Annotated in this window: 22 protein-coding genes; 12 read left to right on the top strand and 10 right to left on the bottom strand. The window is 65.0% G+C overall.

Annotated features, from left to right (window positions below; genetic code table 11):
• The first annotated feature begins 95 nt into the window (after positions 1-95).
• Positions 96-305, top strand: coding sequence for a hypothetical protein (locus tag EI171_RS32670; protein WP_028172283.1), 210 nt, complete (start codon positions 96-98; stop codon positions 303-305).
• Positions 306-358: 53 nt separating this feature from the next.
• Positions 359-703: a DUF1491 family protein gene (locus tag EI171_RS32665; protein WP_161535773.1), complete on the top strand. Its 345-nt coding sequence runs from the start codon at positions 359-361 to the stop codon at positions 701-703.
• Here EI171_RS32665 and EI171_RS32660 read toward each other — a convergent pair whose 3' ends face one another.
• On the bottom strand, positions 704-1681 hold the full coding sequence (locus EI171_RS32660; protein ID WP_161535772.1) for a DUF2336 domain-containing protein: 978 nt from the start codon (positions 1679-1681) through the stop codon (positions 704-706). It abuts the gene before it with no gap.
• 256 nt (positions 1682-1937) lie between these two features.
• On the opposite strand from EI171_RS32660, the gene EI171_RS32655 reads away from it, so the two are divergent.
• Together EI171_RS32655 and EI171_RS32650 are read left to right on the top strand one after the other, a co-directional pair.
• Positions 1938-2126 carry a hypothetical protein gene (locus EI171_RS32655; protein WP_028172280.1) on the top strand — a complete coding sequence of 63 codons (189 nt, stop codon included), beginning with the start codon at positions 1938-1940 and terminating at the stop codon, positions 2124-2126.
• 14 nt (positions 2127-2140) lie between these two features.
• Positions 2141-2902: a hypothetical protein gene (locus tag EI171_RS32650; RefSeq protein ID WP_028172279.1), complete on the top strand. Its 762-nt coding sequence runs from the start codon at positions 2141-2143 to the stop codon at positions 2900-2902.
• Here the strand turns inward: EI171_RS32650 and EI171_RS32645 are convergent.
• Complete coding sequence (locus EI171_RS32645; RefSeq protein WP_161535771.1) at positions 2886-3758, bottom strand: LysR family transcriptional regulator; 873 nt, start codon at positions 3756-3758, stop codon at positions 2886-2888. The genes EI171_RS32650 and EI171_RS32645 overlap by 17 nt on opposite strands.
• A 93-nt stretch (positions 3759-3851) precedes the next feature.
• On the opposite strand from EI171_RS32645, the gene EI171_RS32640 reads away from it, so the two are divergent.
• From EI171_RS32640 to EI171_RS32630, 3 genes are all read left to right on the top strand, one after another.
• Positions 3852-4679: an MBL fold metallo-hydrolase gene (locus EI171_RS32640; RefSeq protein WP_161535770.1), complete on the top strand. Its 828-nt coding sequence runs from the start codon at positions 3852-3854 to the stop codon at positions 4677-4679.
• Positions 4680-5002: 323 nt separating this feature from the next.
• The gene (locus EI171_RS32635; RefSeq protein WP_161535769.1) at positions 5003-5995 is read left to right on the top strand and encodes a zinc-dependent alcohol dehydrogenase family protein; all 993 of its coding nucleotides are present in this window, start codon (positions 5003-5005) and stop codon (positions 5993-5995) included.
• A 170-nt stretch (positions 5996-6165) separates the two neighbouring features.
• A complete protein-coding gene (locus EI171_RS32630; protein ID WP_161535768.1) occupies positions 6166-7146 on the top strand; it encodes a tripartite tricarboxylate transporter substrate binding protein in 981 nt (326 codons plus the stop codon).
• 54 nt (positions 7147-7200) lie between these two features.
• On the opposite strand, the gene EI171_RS32625 is transcribed toward EI171_RS32630, so the two are convergent.
• A complete protein-coding gene (locus tag EI171_RS32625) occupies positions 7201-8280 on the bottom strand; it encodes a Cj0069 family protein (RefSeq protein WP_161535767.1) in 1080 nt (359 codons plus the stop codon).
• Between the two features lie 233 nt (positions 8281-8513).
• On the opposite strand from EI171_RS32625, the gene EI171_RS32620 reads away from it, so the two are divergent.
• From EI171_RS32620 to EI171_RS32610, 3 genes are read left to right on the top strand one after another with little or no spacing between them, the layout of a single operon-like run.
• Positions 8514-8747 carry a hypothetical protein gene (locus tag EI171_RS32620; RefSeq protein WP_028172273.1) on the top strand — a complete coding sequence of 78 codons (234 nt, stop codon included), beginning with the start codon at positions 8514-8516 and terminating at the stop codon, positions 8745-8747.
• A gap of 14 nt (positions 8748-8761) precedes the next feature.
• On the top strand, positions 8762-8995 hold the full coding sequence (locus EI171_RS32615; RefSeq protein ID WP_161535766.1) for a hypothetical protein: 234 nt from the start codon (positions 8762-8764) through the stop codon (positions 8993-8995).
• Between the two features lie 37 nt (positions 8996-9032).
• A complete protein-coding gene (locus EI171_RS32610) occupies positions 9033-9920 on the top strand; it encodes a DUF1259 domain-containing protein (RefSeq protein ID WP_161535765.1) in 888 nt (295 codons plus the stop codon).
• Between the two features lie 61 nt (positions 9921-9981).
• Here EI171_RS32610 and arsC read toward each other — a convergent pair whose 3' ends face one another.
• The 7 genes from arsC to EI171_RS32575 form a co-directional block, all read right to left on the bottom strand.
• Complete coding sequence (arsC, locus tag EI171_RS32605) at positions 9982-10383, bottom strand: arsenate reductase (glutaredoxin) (protein WP_060911187.1); 402 nt, start codon at positions 10381-10383, stop codon at positions 9982-9984.
• Positions 10380-11081, bottom strand: a complete 702-nt coding sequence (locus EI171_RS32600; protein WP_161535764.1) for an MIP/aquaporin family protein — start codon at positions 11079-11081, stop codon at positions 10380-10382. The genes arsC and EI171_RS32600 overlap by 4 nt, the downstream gene beginning before the upstream one ends.
• Positions 11081-11608, bottom strand: a complete 528-nt coding sequence (locus tag EI171_RS32595; protein ID WP_161535763.1) for an arsenate reductase ArsC — start codon at positions 11606-11608, stop codon at positions 11081-11083. Before EI171_RS32595 ends, EI171_RS32600 begins: the two co-directional genes overlap by 1 nt.
• Entirely contained in the window at positions 11601-11963 is a 363-nt protein-coding gene (locus tag EI171_RS32590; protein WP_060911190.1) for a helix-turn-helix transcriptional regulator, read from the bottom strand. The genes EI171_RS32595 and EI171_RS32590 overlap by 8 nt, the downstream gene beginning before the upstream one ends.
• Before the next feature lie 121 nt (positions 11964-12084).
• Positions 12085-12627 (bottom strand): hypothetical protein, encoded by a 543-nt coding sequence (locus EI171_RS32585; RefSeq protein ID WP_060911191.1) that lies wholly within the window; start codon positions 12625-12627, stop codon positions 12085-12087.
• Positions 12624-13898, bottom strand: coding sequence for an MFS transporter (locus EI171_RS32580; RefSeq protein WP_161535762.1), 1275 nt, complete (start codon positions 13896-13898; stop codon positions 12624-12626). Before EI171_RS32580 ends, EI171_RS32585 begins: the two co-directional genes overlap by 4 nt.
• Positions 13899-13902: 4 nt before the next feature.
• Positions 13903-14229: a helix-turn-helix transcriptional regulator gene (locus tag EI171_RS32575; RefSeq protein ID WP_028172265.1), complete on the bottom strand. Its 327-nt coding sequence runs from the start codon at positions 14227-14229 to the stop codon at positions 13903-13905.
• 156 nt (positions 14230-14385) lie between these two features.
• Here EI171_RS32575 and EI171_RS45930 point away from each other — a divergent pair, with 156 nt between their 5' ends.
• Positions 14386-14586 carry a GDCCVxC domain-containing (seleno)protein gene (locus EI171_RS45930; RefSeq protein WP_074077126.1) on the top strand — a complete coding sequence of 67 codons (201 nt, stop codon included), beginning with the start codon at positions 14386-14388 and terminating at the stop codon, positions 14584-14586.
• Positions 14587-14676: 90 nt separating this feature from the next.
• Complete coding sequence (locus EI171_RS32570; RefSeq protein WP_060911193.1) at positions 14677-14994, top strand: helix-turn-helix transcriptional regulator; 318 nt, start codon at positions 14677-14679, stop codon at positions 14992-14994.
• Position 14995 lies beyond the last annotated feature (1 nt).

Here is a 14995-nt window from a genome sequence, read left to right as displayed (position 1 = left end):
CCAGCCCTGCGCCGGCGTGATTTGTCCGGGATCAATGACTGTCGGCGGCGTCAGGGAAGATGATCGCTCATCCTCATCAAGGAAGAGAGGTCATCATGTTCAAGGTCTCGATTCTCGTCTGGATCATGCTGGGTACCGTGCTGGCGGGCGTCAGCCTGATCGTGGTGCTGATGGTGCCGAGCCTTGCCGCGGAGGCGATCAAGAACATCCCCTATGCCGCGGCCATCGGGTTTGCGCTTGCGATGCCGCTGTCATATCTCGTCGCACGCCAGATCGGCGGGGGACAGGGTGCAGGCAAGGCGTAGCGAACGCGCGCCGAGACTGGCGGGACGCATCGTACTGGCCTATCGTCCGATTCATGCGTTTGAAATCCAACATATGGGTCGCGGCCTATTTGCGCCGGTGCCAGAGCGAGGGCGTGTTCGGGGCGGTGCGCCGTCGCGGCGCCGAGGAGGCGGGCGCGGTGTTCGTGAAGGTGTCGCTGCTCGACGGCAATGCGATGCTCTACGTGCCGGCGCCGCAGACCGTCTATGACGACGGCCGGCCCGTCGACCGCTTCTTCGTGCCGGTTGCACCGCAGCCGCTGCCGGAGCCCGCCGTCGAGGAACGGCTGACCAAGGAAATCCGCTTCGATTCGGATGCCTGGATCGTCGAGACCGAAGACCGCGCCGGACGGCACTTCCTGGAATTGGCGAAGACCTGACTAGTGATCCGACGACCCGCCGGTGCCGGTCCGCACCGTTGGGCTGGAGCCGGGCTGCACGCCGGGCCGCGTCTGGCTTGCGCCCGCACGCGCACGCTGGCGTTCGCCATCGTGCAGCGACGACTGATACTTTGCCCGCGTCACCGCGAGCGTGGAGCCGCGCCAGGCGGCCAGCATCACCAGCGCGGAGCGCTCGCCGAGGCGATCGTAGAGCCGCGACAGCCGGTACACGTTGTTCACGGAGTTGCCGATCTCCGGCTTGAAGAATAAGAGGATGCGCTGGAAGTTCGGGCTCGGCATGTCGAGCGCGCGCGCGGCGACCGCGAGCGCTTCGCCGCCGGGATCGTCGACGATCTGGGCCGCGACGCGCGAGGGCAGGATCAGGCTGTCGCCGAGCTCGTAGGTGAAATTCTCGACGTCGCCCGCGATCGCCGCCATCTCCAGGATCTGGATCGCGCGCTTGGCGCGCACGGTCGGAATCCGCGGCGCGGCCTTCAGCGGCGTCTGCTCCAGATTGTGCAGGATCAGCGCGCGCTGGGACGCATCGGCGTGAAAGAACATGTCGTGGATTTCGGCGGCGTCCGTCGGCTGCATCGCCATGTTCGAGGCCATACGCTGCTCGGCCTCGGTCGGCGCGCGGACCGGGGAGGGCGCGGGCGGGGGCGCCGCGATTTCGCGCGCGAGCGGAACCCTGCGGCCTTCCTGGGCGGCGACCAGCCCGAGCTTCTGCAGGATAGGGACGGGCGTCTGCGGATAGACCGCAAGCCGCGCCTTGACGGCGGCGCGCGTCGCATCGTCGACCTGGTCGATCAGTCGCGTGGCGAGTTCGACGAATTGCCGCTGTTCGTCCTCGCTGTGGACGCGCGTCTGGACATAGAGGTCGGTCAGCACGCGCAGCAGCGTCGGGCGAACATCGACGCCTTCGCGACGGGAGAGGGTCATCAGCCCGTCGAATCCGGGAAACAGCGACTTGGTCATGGAGGCGTACGCAACTCGGAAAAGAGACTTGCGAGTGAGCCTAGCGCAGGTTCTTTTAAAGCCTCGTTAAGGAAAACGAGGCGTGAAGCCGCCCCCGCAATTCAAGGCATTGTCGTGCCGCAACGGGACGGCGCGGCGGGTTCCGTGCGGTTACGGTCCAGAGCACATCTTTACACCCCGTTAACCATGAGCTGATCTTAATGATCCGCATGTTGCAGGGGCGCATTCGGTCGCGCGGCAATTGAAGAGAGCTGACATGGGGACCATCATCGAATTTCCGGCCGGTCGCCGGGTAGGCTCGTCGGGGGACGTCGCACCGCGCGCGGACATGGGGACGATTCTGATCCTTCCCGTGATCCGCATCGAGCGCGAGGCGGACGAAACCAGCGGCGATCGTGGGCCGGAAGCGGGCACAGCGCCGGGGCGCCGTCGTCGTCGCCGCTAGATCCGGCTTTTGCAATGCCGGACACCATCCACAAGATCCGGCCCTTCGTATCGGCCGTCCTGCTCGCGCTGCTCGGCGCCACGCTCGGGGCCTGTAGCGGCGGCGATTTCGGCCGCACCCGCGCCGATATGCGCAGCGACGACATGCATCGCTGGCTCGGCACCGAGGCCACCGGCAGCGTCGGGTTGAGACCGTCGCAATTCCAGCTCACCGACGAGGAGCGCCAGCTTCGCGACCTCGCCTATCCCCTGATCGAGCCGCCGCTGTCGCGCCCCGCATGGAAGAGCGTGTTCGGCGACTACAAGGCCTTGCCGTCACCGTGGCGGCAGAAGGTCGTGTTCGACCGCACCATGTACGGGCGCACGCTGATCGACGAGCCGCACCGCTCGCACTCCTCGCGCTATGCGCAGCTGATCGAGGACGTGCGCAACGACACCACCCGCTTCGAGCCGTTCTTCGCCTCCGCGATCAAGGTCATCGACCTCGACAGGAAGCGCGATGCCAGCATGGCGCGCGTCTCCGGCCTCTCTCCGAGGGAGAGAGACGACGCGGTCGCGCGCATGCAGGAGAACTCGCTGATCATCCAGTGGGTGCAGCAGTGCCTGGAGCAGCGCGTCTCCTCCTATCGCTGGGCGCTGGAGCGCCTGGTGATCCAGGCGCCCGACGGCATGGCCGCCGATGCCGACCGCCTGATCGGCGAGCTCGCGGCCCAGACCGCCAACCCGCCGGTCCAGGCGCAGCCACCCTACGGCCGCGCGGTCATCTCGAAGGGCTGAGCGTTTTGCGCGCACTGCGCTGGCGCGCAGTCCGATCGGGCTTGCGCTGCTTCTGAAGCTTCCCGACAAGATCCTTCAGCGCATCCGCCAGCGGCACTGATGCGCGGTAGGCGAGGCCGACCTCGCGCTTGACCTTGACCTCGATCTCACGCACCGCGACGTCAGGATTGCCCTTCGCCACGCCCTCGGGGACGATGGCGATGCCGACGCCCGCGGCGACCAGCGCCATGGCCCAGTCTTCCGATTGCGCGATCGCCGCGGTCTGGCGCCGCTGCGCGGCGCGGCCGAAGAATTGGCTTTGCTCGCAATGGCAGCGGTCGATCATGGCAGCGCCGGCGAGATCGGCGGCACGGAGCTTCTCCTTCAGCGTCAGCGGATGCGACGGCGGCAGCGCGGCGACATAGCGCTCGCTCCACAGCGCGACGAAATGCTCGTCAGCGCGCAGCATGGTCTTCGAGATGATCCGCGCATCGGCGCGCTCGTCGCTGCCGACGAGGCGCAGCGCGATGTCGCTGCGCGCCGTCAGCGGCTTCAGCAGCGCGATCGTTCGGGGCACGTCGAGCGTGCGCATCAGGCCGAGCGTGACAATCGTCCTGGTCGCCGGCTTCCTGAACAGGCCGCGCGCGGCGTCCGCCTCGTCGATGATGCGGCGGGCCAGCGCGTGAAACTGCTCGGCCGAGGCGGTGGGCGCGACGCCCTTCTTGTGCCGGATGAAAAGCGTGGTGCCGAGCTCGGCTTCCAGATTGGTGATCGCGGTCGAGATCGATGGCTGCGACACGAAGCAGGCCCGCGCCGCGGCGGTCAGGTTGCGCGCGCGATAGACGGCGGCGAAGTAGCGGAGCTCGCGGAGGTCCATAGGATGAGCCTAGAGATATGATCAATATTCAATATTTTACCTATGGATCGGACGATGACAAGAACGCCCTGTTCACAACGGGCGAGGTCCTCCATGAAAATCCATCATCTCAACACCGGGACGATGTGCCCGATGGGCCGCCGCCTGGTAAACGGCACCGGCGGCCTGTTCCAGCGTGCCCGCATGGTCTGCCACTGCCTGCTGGTCGAAACGGGTGACGGGCTTGCCCTGGTCGATACCGGCATCGGGCTTGGCGATATCGCAGCCCCTGACCGGCTCGGACGGCGATGGCTGCGCCAGACCGCGCCAAGGCTCGATCCGTCCGAGACGGCGCTCGAGCAGGTGAAGGCGCTCGGCTATTCGCCCGCCGACGTGCGCCACGTGCTGCTGACGCATCTCGATCGTGATCACGCCGGCGGCGTGCCCGACTTTCCCCATGCCGCGATCCACGTCCATCGCGCCGAATACGACATGGCGGTGCAGAGCAGGCCGGCGCCGCCGGAAGGGCGCTATGTCACCGGGCAGTGGAGCCATGGACCGAGCTGGACGTTCTATGGCGAAGCCGGCGAAGACTGGTTCGGCTTCAAGGGCGTGCGCGCGCTCGGCGACAAGGAGGCGGACATCCTGATGATCCCGCTCGCCGGCCATACGCTCGGCCATTGCGGCATCGCGGTCCGATCAGGCGACACATGGCTGCTGCATGCCGGCGACAGCTATTTCCATCACGGCCAGCTCGCGGCATCCCCGCGCATGCCGCTGGTGCTCGGCTATTTCCAGCGCCGCGCCGACATGGACCGCACGCAGCGGATCGCCAACCAGGCGCGGCTGCGCGCGCTGAAGCTCTCTCACGGCGGCCGCGTGAGGATCGTCAACAGCCACGATCCCGTCGATTACGAGAACTGCCGGTGCGGGACGCACTGAGTGCGCGCCGGACCCGTCAACGCTTCATGCGCGCAGACGTCCGACGCCTTAGGTCCCCCGATGCGCGCGCGTGAGGCGGCCGCCGGCCGCCCTCGCAAGCCCGAACGGCGCGCCGGCTTTTTCCGGCTGGCGTGTTATTTTCGAAAATGACCGGGACGCCAGCCGCCGCGCGTCGGGATCACGGCGATTTCCTATCTTCGTCCTTCCGATGGTAGCCGGCCGATTCCACTTCAGGAGAGATCTTCGCGCGACGACCGCCTTGCAATAATTTTCGTAAACAGTATTATTTTCGAAAATGCAGTTTGGGGAGGCGGGGCGAAATCATGAGGGCGGTGCTGGTGCGTCAGCCGGGTGGGCCGGATGCACTCGAATTGGTCGAGCTCCCGGTGCCCGTGCCGGGCGCCGGGCAGGTGCAGATCCGGGCCGAGGCGTTCGGGGTCGGGCAGCCCGACGCGCTGATCCGGCGCGGCGTCTACAAATGGATGCCGCCGCTGCCGGCCAATCCCGGCAATGATGTCGCGGGCCGCATTTCCGCGCTCGGGCCCGGCATGGAGGGGCTTGCCGTCGGCCAGAAGGTGCTGCTGAGCGCGCGCGACCTGTCGCAACGTGGCGGCTGCTACGCCGACTACGTGGTTGCCCCCGCGGACGCCGTTCACGCATTGCCCGACCATGTCGATCTGCAAGCCGCCGTGTGCCTGTCGAACTATCAGGTCGCCTACGCACTCCTGCACGAATGCCGCCACCCGCGCGCGCCGACAAGCGTGCTGGTGATCGGCGCGGCCGGCGGCGTCGGCACCGCGCTGGTGCAGCTCGCCAAGCTCGCGCAGATGACCGTGATCGGCACGGTCTCGACCGAAGAGAAGGCGGAGTTCGCGAAGGCGAACGGTGCCGATCACATCATCTTCTACCGCCGCGAGGATGTCGTGGCGCGAACCCGCGAGCTGACCAACGGCGAGGGCGTCGGCCTCGTGCTCGATCACGTCTGCGGGCCGGAGTTCACCGCCTATCTCGGCGCGCTCGGCAAATGGGGGACGCTGCTCTCCTACAACGCCTTCGCGGGCCTTCCGGAAGAGAACCTGATGGCGGCGATGCGCAATCACCTCGACATCTGTCCCGCCGTGCGCACCTTCTCCTTCCACATCTACGACCACGATCGCGACGGCCGCCGCGCCCTGATGCGCAGCGTGATCGAGGCCCTGAGCCGCAATGCCATCAAGCCGGCCGTCTCGGCGGTCCTGAAGCTGGACCAGGTCAGGCAGGCCCACGCGCTGCTCGAGCAGGGCTCGGCGCTCGGCAAGATCATCATGACGCCATGAGGAGGTGGACGGCACGATGACATCACACGCCGAACTTCGCCCGTGCGCCCGTTCGGAGCATGCCGCCATCGCCTGAATGCGCCGGGTTCGCCCGTTGGGCAGCCCGGCCCGGAGAACGCCGCCTTCGCTGCGGCCAACGATAGAACGGTCAAAAAAGGGAGAACGCATCCATGCGATGGATGAGACGGCTTGCTGCGGCAACGTTTCTGCTTGGCGGGTTTCTCGCCGCCGGCACAGTGGTACTTGCGGACAATTATCCGTCGCGCCCGATCCGCCTGCTGCACGGATTTGCCGCAGGCGGCGCGGCCGACACGCTGTCGCGCATCATCGCCGACGGGCTCGCGAAGCGGCTCGGGCAGCCGATCATCGTCGAGGCCAAACCGGGCGCCGGCGGCAACCTCGCGGCGGATGCCGTCGCCAAGGCGGCGCCTGACGGCTACACGCTCGGGCTCGTCACAGGCGCCCACGCGATTTCCGCGGCGACCTACAAGAGCCTCGCCTACCAGCCCGCGGACAGTTTCGAGATGATCTCGACGCTGGTCTACTACGCGCTCGTCATTGCCGTGCGCAGTGACTACCCGGCGAAGTCGCTGGGCGAGCTCGTCGCCATGGCGAAGGAGAAGCCCGGCTCGCTCAGCTTCGGTTCGGTCGGTTTCGGCAGCACGCATCACCTTGCGGGCGAGCTGCTGAACGCAACGGCCGGCATCGAGATCGTGCATGTGCCGTATCGCGGCGATTCGCAATCCGTCACCGCGCTTCTCGGCGGAGAGGTTCCGGTCATCGTCGGCACGCCGGTCCTGCTCGCGCCGCAAATCCAGAGCGGCGCGATCCGCGGCTTTGCGGTGACCTCGCCGACGCGGACTGCGCTATTGCCTGACGTCCCGACGGTTCAGGAGGCCGGCATCAAGGGATACGACGTGCGCACCTGGGCCGGCCTGCTGGCCCCGAAGGGAACGCCGCCCGCCATCATCGCCGCGCTCAATGCAGCGACGCTCGATGCGCTCAAGGACCCAGACCTCAGGCAACGTCTGGAGACGGCCGTCGGCGGCGAGGTCCGTGGCAGCTCGCCGGCGGAGATGAAGGCGCTGATCGAAACCGAGATCACCAAATGGTCGGGCGTGGTCGAGCGGGCGAAGATCCCGAAGATCTGATCCACGGGAGGCCGCAGCGCCGCTGCTGCGGCCCCCGTCAGATGCCGTCTTCTCCTATCTGCCGGAGCCGGCCTCCTGGGTTGTCAGCAGGCGGTGCTTCACCGTCCGCGCAATCGCCGCAGGTGCCTCTTCGGGAATCGCAAAACAGGAACTCGCGTTGATCTCGCACAGGACGTAAGTGTCGGCGCCTGCCGCGTTGCGAGGTCCGTAGAGGAAGTCCGCGTCCCAGATCACCGGCAGCGAGGATTCATCGATGTCGAGCGTGTCCATCATCTGCGGCGTCCATTCGTTCTCCATCGATCTTCGCAGCGCCTGGAACGGTGGAGCATCGGGTCCGTGCATGATGCGCGGGCCGGGTTGCGCCTCCGCTGCATCGGGGCCTTCCGGCGGCGGCGGGATCAAGGCCTTGATCCGTTGCTGGCCAAAGCCCGCGACCTTGGAGCCGCTCATGTAGCAGCGGATCATCCCGTCGGGCAGGCGCGATTGAAATGCCTGATCGATGATGCAGCCGCCCCAGCCGAAATAGGGTTCGCACCGGGCGATGAAGGCATCGAGCGGCATGTCCTCAGGCAGGCTGCCGCGCGTTGCATGGAGGACGCGAACCATGGCGCTCGCCTCTGCAATGGCCTCCACTTTCCAGACGCCCTGGCCTCCATTGCCGCGGTTTTGTTTCAGCACGCGCGGTCCGTCGGTCTGAAGGCGCGACGGAAACTCGGCGCGGAAGCTTGCGGCCGTGTCGTAGCGATGCGTGTCGGCGCCCCAGCCCAGGTGGCGCGTTCTGTAAAGGACTTCCTTGACGCCCATCTTCAGGATGACGTCCGGGTGCGCGCTCACCCATGGCCCTCGCGCCGCGACGTCGCGGAGCAGGGGATCGAGGTCAGCGCGTGTCTTGCCTTGATGGATCGGGTCGACCCAGACGAGCACGCCGTCGACCGCAAGCAATTGATCGCGGACGGCGTCGGCAAAGGTTTCGTCGTAGATGACGGGCCGGGCTTCGATGCCGGCGGCGGCGAGTGCCTCGAAGACGCGGACGAAGCGGCTGTTCTGCGGTGTGGCATCCGCCCGCGCGGCGGCATCGCCGCGTGAGAGGATGGCAACGGTGGATCGGAGAGGAAAGTGTTGTTCGGTATCCATGCGCAAGCTCCACGAAGTGCGTGCTGCGCAGAGCTTGGACCGAAGTCTCATGGGGGGTCTGCATTGCCCCCATGCGGACGACCTTACGTGAGATCGGCCTCGGCTTTCAAGACGGTCGCGCGGTTCCACCCGGGGCCTGCCCGGTGCTTTCGCGCGACGCGCAGGTTGACAGCTCGGCGTTCCGGGTTTTCTATTTCAGGCAACGGGGATGTGCGATCTCCCCGTGAGGCGTCATGCCCAAGAATCGCGTCCTGATCGTCACCAAGGGCGCAGCATGTCACCCCACACTCCGAATTCATCCGACAGATCGTTTCGGCTCATCGCTCCAGCGCGGCGCGCCGGAGCCTGTCGGCGCGCATACCGACAAGGGCGTCCCGGCGGACCTGCGTCAGGGGCGTGACCTCTCGATCTGCGCCATTTGGAAGGGCAGCGTCGCAAAAGCGGACTTCACCTGGGGCGGGACATGATCGGGAGAACGACCATGCGAACATGGACAATCCTTCACACCTTCCTGTTTCTGGCGATCGTGGCTGGCGTGCCGACCGCACGCGCGCTGACCCAAGATGAGTTGATCGCCAGGATCCAGGCGGCTGGCTACACGCAGGTCAGCGAGATCAAGTCGACGGCGGAGGGGACGACCGCCAAGGCGGTCAAGAACGGCAAGCCGGTGCGGCTCCTTATCGACGGTGCCGGCCAGATCAAAGAGCAGAACTGAACTCCGGAAACCGGATTTCGCTCGAGGGAGCAGATCAATGCGAAGTGCAATTCTGCCGCTGATGGGCATCGGCGCATGCTTCATCGCGACCGCTCACGCGCAGGATGTCGACTGGCAGAAGGTCGATGATGCGCTGGGCCGAAAGCCGGCCGTCGCCGGCGACGTGCATCGTTATGGCTTTCCCCGCACCGACCTCACGGTGACGCTCGACGGCGTCACCATCAAGCCTTCGCTGGCGCTGGGCGGCTGGGTCGCGTTCAAGCCCGCGCATGGCGCCGTCATGGCAATGGGCGATCTGGTGCTGCTCGAATCGGAAATCAACCCGGTCATGCAGAAGATGATCGAGAGCGGGTTGGAGATTACGGCTGTTCACAACCATCTGCTCGGCGCGGTTCCGGCGACATTCTACATGCATGTGGCTGGGCACGGTGATCCGCTCAAGATCGCGACCGCCATCAGGACCGCGCTTGCCGAGAGCAAGACGCCTATGTTGGCGCCGGCTCCGGCGGTCCCGCCGCCTGCCATTGATCTCGACACGGCCAAGCTCGATCAGATCATCGGCGTCAAGGGGCAGGCCAACGGCGGTGTCTATCAGTTCAACGTTCCCCGCCGCGATCCGATTACCGAGCACGGAATGCAGTTAAGTCCCGTCGGCCCCATGGGCGTTGCGACCGGTGTGAACTTCCAGCCGACCGGCGGCGGCAGGGCGGCCATCACCGGCGACTTCGTGCTGATCGGCGACGAGGTGAATCCCGTGATCATGGCGCTCCGGTCCCATGGCATCTCCGTAACGGCGCTTCATAGCCACATGCTGGACGAGCAGCCGCGTCTTTTCTTCATGCACTTCTGGGCGAACGACGACGCGATCAAGCTCGCCAATGGCGTGCGTGCCGCGCTCGACAAGACGGCGAGTACGAAGAACTGATGTCCGATCTGTCTCGGTCTCTGATCGGGCCGTCGGGGTAAAATGCGTTCTTCGTTCGTGCCTACCTGGCTTCGATCACCTCGCCGTCCTCCTTCACAAACCGGCCGAGGGGATTGTCCAGGAGGTCGACGACGGCTTCGGAGGGCCGGCACAGTCGCGTGCCCTTCGCCGTCACCACGATCGGACGATTGATCAGAATGGGATGTGCCATCATCGCGTCGAGCAGTTCATCGTCCGTCCATTTGGGGTCGGCAAGGCCGAGCTCCTTGTACGGCGTCCCCTTCTCGCGCAGCAATGCGCGGACCGATATTCCCATCGCTGCGATAAGTTGCTTGAGCGTTTCGCGCGATGGTGGGGTCTTGAGGTATTCAATAACGGTGGGCTCGGCACCGCTCTGCCGGATCATCGCGAGCGTGTTGCGCGAGGTTCCGCAATCCGGGTTGTGATAGATCGTGACGCTCATGATCGGGTCTCCGCAACAGCAACCGGGCCGCGCACCTCGGCGCGCCCGAGCAGCCAATTCATCAGCAGCATGCCGGCGATCGCTCCGCAGAGCTCCGCGAGAATGAACCCGGGAAGATCGACGGGCCGGATGCCGGAAAAGGTGTTCGTGAGCGAACGCGCAATTGCGACCGCCGGATTTGCAAACGACGTCGATGCGGTGAACCAATATGCGGCCGTGATGTAGAGGCCGACCAGCCAGGGAACGGCCGCGCGCTGAAAGCGGATGCCGGCGAGGATCGTGACGATCAGTCCGAAAGCGGCGACGGCTTCCGCGAACCACTGCGCTCCGCCGGTCCGGACCTTCATCGACAGGTCGATCACGGGGTGCGCAAACATCAGGTGCGCCGCAATCGTCCCGATCGCGCCACCGACGATCTGAGCGATGACGTATAGCGCGGCTTCATTCGCCGGCAGCTCGCGCTTGCCGGTGAAGACCAGCGTCACTGCCGGATTGAAATGCGCGCCGGAGATCGGACCGAGCACGGTGATCAGGACAACGAGAATGGCCCCGGTCGGCAACGTATTGCAGAGGAGCGCAAGAGCCACGTCCTTGGTCAGCGTCTCGGCCATGATGCCGGACCCGACGACGGTGGCGACGAGAATGCCGGTGCCGAGCGCTTCGGCGACCAGGCGTCGGGAAAGGTCGAACGTGTCCATCAGCCGGCCTTTGGCGCTGGACGTGCTGCGCCCTCGGCGCGGCCGATCTCGCGCAGCTTCGTGCCAAGTGAAAGCCCGTCGATACTTCTCAATGGGAGGTTCACGAAGGTATCGATCCGATTCTTGAGGTAGCGGAACGCTGTGACGAACGCCGCCTGCTTCTCCAGATCGGTGCCCTCGGCTGCGGCGGGATCCTCGATACCCCAGTGCGCGGTCATCGGCTGCCCCGGCCAGATGGGGCAGGCCTCGCCGGCGGCATTGTCACAAACGGTGAAGACGAAATCCATCACCGGCGCATCGGGAGCAGCGAACTCCAGCCAGCTCTTCGAGCGCATCCCGTCGGTGGGATAGTCCATGCTTTCCAGCGTGCGCAGCGCCAGCGGGTGGACCGCGCCTTTCGGGGTGCTTCCGGCGGAGAATGCCTGAAAGCGGCTGGCTCCGTCCTTCCTGAGGATCGACTCGGCGAGGATCGAGCGTGCTGAATTGCCGGTACACAGGAACAGGACATTGTAGATTTGATCAGGCACGGATACGCCCCTTTCGCTTTGGAGAGCAGCAGGCTTGGAGGCTTTCGACGACCGGCTCGCAAACTTCCGGTCGCCCGCCGCAGCAATCCCGAAGCAGGAAAACCGCGACGTCGCGAAACTCGGCGAGGTTGGCGCGATAGACGATCGAACGGCTGCGCCGCTCGGAGGTCACGAGGCGCGCGCGCGTCAAGATCGACAGATGGGCCGAAAGCGTGTTGGGCGGCACTTCCAGCTGGCGCGCGAGGTCGCCTGCCGCAAGGCCATCGGGCTCATGTTTGACCAACGTCCGGAAGGCCTCCAGACGGGTCGATTGGGACAGCGCCGCGAGGGCGAGAACGGCTTCTTCAGCTTCCATATATCCAGATTTATGGAATTATAAGATGCTCGTCAATCCGAAATCCGGAGGGCCCGTCAAGCGTCGGAAGGAGCTATTCGGCCGCATTGGCTTGAGGGCATCGATTGGCGCGCATCGCAAATTACCGCATCAAGTGGAAATCATGGCGGGCGGGTGCCAACGGCGGCCACAGAAGCGCGCGAACGATAAGCGGAATACCAACGGCCAGCGGTATCAGCCAGTACATGAAATGGGGCAGGTCCTTCCAAAGCGGAAGCTGCCTTCCGTTGTCTACGTAGAAAGCAACCAGCACCAGTATGTACGACAGGCCCATCCCAGCTATATGCAGCCTGACCCAATACCACCAGCGGCGCCGGAGCGCGGTGCGCCCGATCCAGGCGCAAGTGAATGACAACACACCGAGTACGAACAAGTGATAGTTTTCGGCCCAGCGCATAAGTGACAGTAACGTCGCGGACGCGACGAGCGCCAGCAGGGACCAGAAATAGGTCGTCCCAAGCCTCGAATGACGCCCGCGACGCTTCTCACTCAACATCGCGATTGCGCCGATCGCAACGCACGCAAGGCCCAGGGGAATATGCAGCCCCAGGACCACCGCCAGAAAGAAGGCGTCGGTCGAAGGAATTTCGATGCCAGCCACGATGGTCGTTTCTCCGCCTGTCATGGCGTTGCTCCCATCTTGCAGTTCATCATCGACTCGGCCGACGAGAACGGTCGTTTGACGGCGAATGCTCCGGCGCCGCAGATAATGCAAAGCATGCAGCAGCCGATCAGGACGGCCGCATAGCTTCCGGCCCAATCGACGCTTGCCGCGAAAGGCAGCGGGCCGAACGCTGCGCCGGCAATGCCGAAGACGAACGACGCCCCCCTGATTGCGCCGAGATGGTCGCGGCCGAAATACTGCGCATAGCCGGCGGCGTTGATGGCTTGCTGCGAACCGTACGCCCCTCCCAGGCTGAGCGCGTACAGCACACTGATGGCGACGCCGCTGCTAAGCGCCGGAAGAGCCGTCGCCAGCGCAAGCATGAACATCGCGAGCGGAACCAGGTGCCGGGGTTCATGGCGATCCACCAGAAATCCGGTGCCGAGTGTCGCAACGGCTTGAACGCCGGCAAGAAGCGACAGCAGTAGCAGCGCGTCGCTGTGTGCGATCCCGGCCGTCCGCATGATTGAGAAGTGATTGAGCAAGAGCGCGGTGCCGATGGCATTGGTGAGAAAGCCTGCCGCGCACAGCAGCCAGAATACGCCGGTACGGAGCGCCTGCTTGCGCGTAAACGAAGGCTCCTCCCGTAGATCTTGCATAGTCGGCGGCAGCCCGGCGTCCGTGCTGAGGCCGTATTTCTCCGGCCGATCGCGAAACAGGGCAGCCGCAACCGGCAGAATGGTGAGTGCAACAAGTCCGGCGAGGGCGAGATAGGCGCCTCGCCAGCCGTAGAGCGAGATCAGGCTATCGATCAGCTTCGGGAAGGTCATGGAACCGGCCGCGAGTCCGAGACTGGCTGCTGCAGCGGCAATCCCGCGCCGACGTACGAACCATAGATTGACGACCTGCTGACTGACGAGGCTGAGGCCGCCGATCGCAGCGCCGCGCAACAGCGCGAAGCCGATGAGCAACATCATTGCTGTTTGAACAGCCGCCATGAGCGTGCAGGCCAGGGCGAGGCCACCGGCGATGATGGTCGCCGTTAGGCGCGGTCCGCGCCGGTCGATCCAGCGACCGATCACGGGTGCCGGGAGGATTCCCGCAAGCGTCCCCATTGCATAAGCGATTGAGGCTGGTGTGCGAGAGATGCCGAGATCGGCGGTGATGGGGTCGAAGAAAACGGAAACGCCTGCCGTTTGGCCGGGCAGCGTCATGAACGAGCCGAATGTGCCCGCGCCCAGTACGATCCAGCCATAATGGAGAGCCGACGTTCGGGGGCTCACCATCCGCATCTGATCAACTCGCCCGGCGTGTCGCCGCCGCCGGCGCGTCACTCGCAAATCCCTCGCAGCAATGCTCGCGCAAGAACGCGATGACTCCGTCCATGCGATCGTATCGAGCGCGGCAGATCACCGTGCGCCCGTTTTTTTCCTGTGCGACGAGGCCAGCGGTGACCAGCCCGCGGAGATGAAAGGCGAGCGTCGAGGCCGGTACGTCGAGGCGGGTCTGGATATCGGTGATGCTAAGGCCGGGCGGCCCGGCTCGAACCAGCAGCCGATATATGTCGAGGCGCGTCAAATTGCCTAGTTCCGCCAGACAGCGCGCAGCGATTTTCCGGTTCATGGGTTCCACGATACCGCAAACCCTAGGGAATTACAACTATAATGCTAGTTTTATGGTCTGATGGAGATCGAGCTCCGAAAGTAACGCGACCTTTGTTGGCGCGTTGGCGCCAAACGACTAGAATGGGTCTTGTCTTGCGATCGAGGAAAGCCGGCAATGCAAACGCAATCGGTTATTACGTGTCCGGTCTGTCATCACGCGTCAGCCGAGACCATGCCGACTGACGCCTGCCAGTTCTTCTACGATTGCAAGGGGTGCGGGGCCCGGCTCAAGCCCAAGAGCGGCGATTGCTGCGTCTTTTGTTCGTACGGATCGGTCCCTTGTCCGCCGATCCAGCAGAACGGAAAGTGCTGTTGATGCCAGCCTCCGCCGGAGCGGTCTCAACTGTATTTCCAATATTCTAGAAATATAGTTGACCGCGCCGGCGGCTCGGTGCATTGTCTCGTCATGAAGATCGACGACGCAGCAGCGCGCCTGGAAGCCCTGGGTAACCGGACACGGCTTCAGATCTATCGGGCCCTGGTCCGGGCCGGACGGTCGGGCATGCCCGTCGGCCGCTTGCAGGACAAGCTGAAGATCCCGGCCTCGACGCTGTCGCATCACATCAAGTCTCTGGTCGCGGTCGGACTCATCAGCCAGGTCCGCGAATCGACGACCCTGGTCTGTCACGCGAACTATGACTTGATGCGGGGCCTGGTCGATTTCCTGGCGGCGGAGTGCTGTGCGGACGAAGCCGGATGCAAGGGCGCCCGGACGGCGGCCTGAT

It is taken from the genome of Bradyrhizobium sp. LCT2, from assembly GCF_009931255.1.
Classification (GTDB): Bacteria; Pseudomonadota; Alphaproteobacteria; order Rhizobiales; family Xanthobacteraceae; genus Bradyrhizobium; species Bradyrhizobium diazoefficiens.
The sequence above is the reverse complement of the archived record's forward strand: the minus strand, read 5'-3'. Positions and strand labels throughout refer to the sequence as shown.

Excerpts from the sequence above, each read along its gene's own strand:
- EI171_RS32625 (WP_161535767.1), bottom strand. The coding sequence starts at position 8,280 with ATGGATACCGAACAACACTTTCCTCTCCGATCCACCGTTGCCATCCTC.
- EI171_RS32655 (WP_028172280.1), top strand. The coding sequence starts at position 1,938 with ATGGGGACCATCATCGAATTTCCGGCCGGTCGCCGGGTAGGCTCGTCG.
- EI171_RS32575 (WP_028172265.1), bottom strand. The coding sequence starts at position 14,229 with ATGAACCGGAAAATCGCTGCGCGCTGTCTGGCGGAACTAGGCAATTTG.
- EI171_RS32660 (WP_161535772.1), bottom strand. The coding sequence starts at position 1,681 with ATGACCAAGTCGCTGTTTCCCGGATTCGACGGGCTGATGACCCTCTCC.
- EI171_RS32635 (WP_161535769.1), top strand. The coding sequence starts at position 5,003 with ATGAGGGCGGTGCTGGTGCGTCAGCCGGGTGGGCCGGATGCACTCGAA.
- arsC (WP_060911187.1), bottom strand. The coding sequence starts at position 10,383 with ATGAGCGTCACGATCTATCACAACCCGGATTGCGGAACCTCGCGCAAC.
- EI171_RS32630 (WP_161535768.1), top strand. The coding sequence starts at position 6,166 with ATGCGATGGATGAGACGGCTTGCTGCGGCAACGTTTCTGCTTGGCGGG.
- EI171_RS32590 (WP_060911190.1), bottom strand. The coding sequence starts at position 11,963 with ATGGAAGCTGAAGAAGCCGTTCTCGCCCTCGCGGCGCTGTCCCAATCG.
- EI171_RS32645 (WP_161535771.1), bottom strand. The coding sequence starts at position 3,758 with ATGGACCTCCGCGAGCTCCGCTACTTCGCCGCCGTCTATCGCGCGCGC.
- EI171_RS32650 (WP_028172279.1), top strand. The coding sequence starts at position 2,141 with ATGCCGGACACCATCCACAAGATCCGGCCCTTCGTATCGGCCGTCCTG.
- EI171_RS32665 (WP_161535773.1), top strand. The coding sequence starts at position 359 with ATGCGTTTGAAATCCAACATATGGGTCGCGGCCTATTTGCGCCGGTGC.
- EI171_RS32610 (WP_161535765.1), top strand. The coding sequence starts at position 9,033 with ATGCGAAGTGCAATTCTGCCGCTGATGGGCATCGGCGCATGCTTCATC.
- EI171_RS32585 (WP_060911191.1), bottom strand. The coding sequence starts at position 12,627 with ATGACAGGCGGAGAAACGACCATCGTGGCTGGCATCGAAATTCCTTCG.
- EI171_RS32670 (WP_028172283.1), top strand. The coding sequence starts at position 96 with ATGTTCAAGGTCTCGATTCTCGTCTGGATCATGCTGGGTACCGTGCTG.
- EI171_RS32640 (WP_161535770.1), top strand. The coding sequence starts at position 3,852 with ATGAAAATCCATCATCTCAACACCGGGACGATGTGCCCGATGGGCCGC.
- EI171_RS32620 (WP_028172273.1), top strand. The coding sequence starts at position 8,514 with ATGCCCAAGAATCGCGTCCTGATCGTCACCAAGGGCGCAGCATGTCAC.
- EI171_RS32600 (WP_161535764.1), bottom strand. The coding sequence starts at position 11,081 with ATGGACACGTTCGACCTTTCCCGACGCCTGGTCGCCGAAGCGCTCGGC.
- EI171_RS45930 (WP_074077126.1), top strand. The coding sequence starts at position 14,386 with ATGCAAACGCAATCGGTTATTACGTGTCCGGTCTGTCATCACGCGTCA.
- EI171_RS32615 (WP_161535766.1), top strand. The coding sequence starts at position 8,762 with ATGCGAACATGGACAATCCTTCACACCTTCCTGTTTCTGGCGATCGTG.
- EI171_RS32570 (WP_060911193.1), top strand. The coding sequence starts at position 14,677 with ATGAAGATCGACGACGCAGCAGCGCGCCTGGAAGCCCTGGGTAACCGG.
- EI171_RS32580 (WP_161535762.1), bottom strand. The coding sequence starts at position 13,898 with ATGCGGATGGTGAGCCCCCGAACGTCGGCTCTCCATTATGGCTGGATC.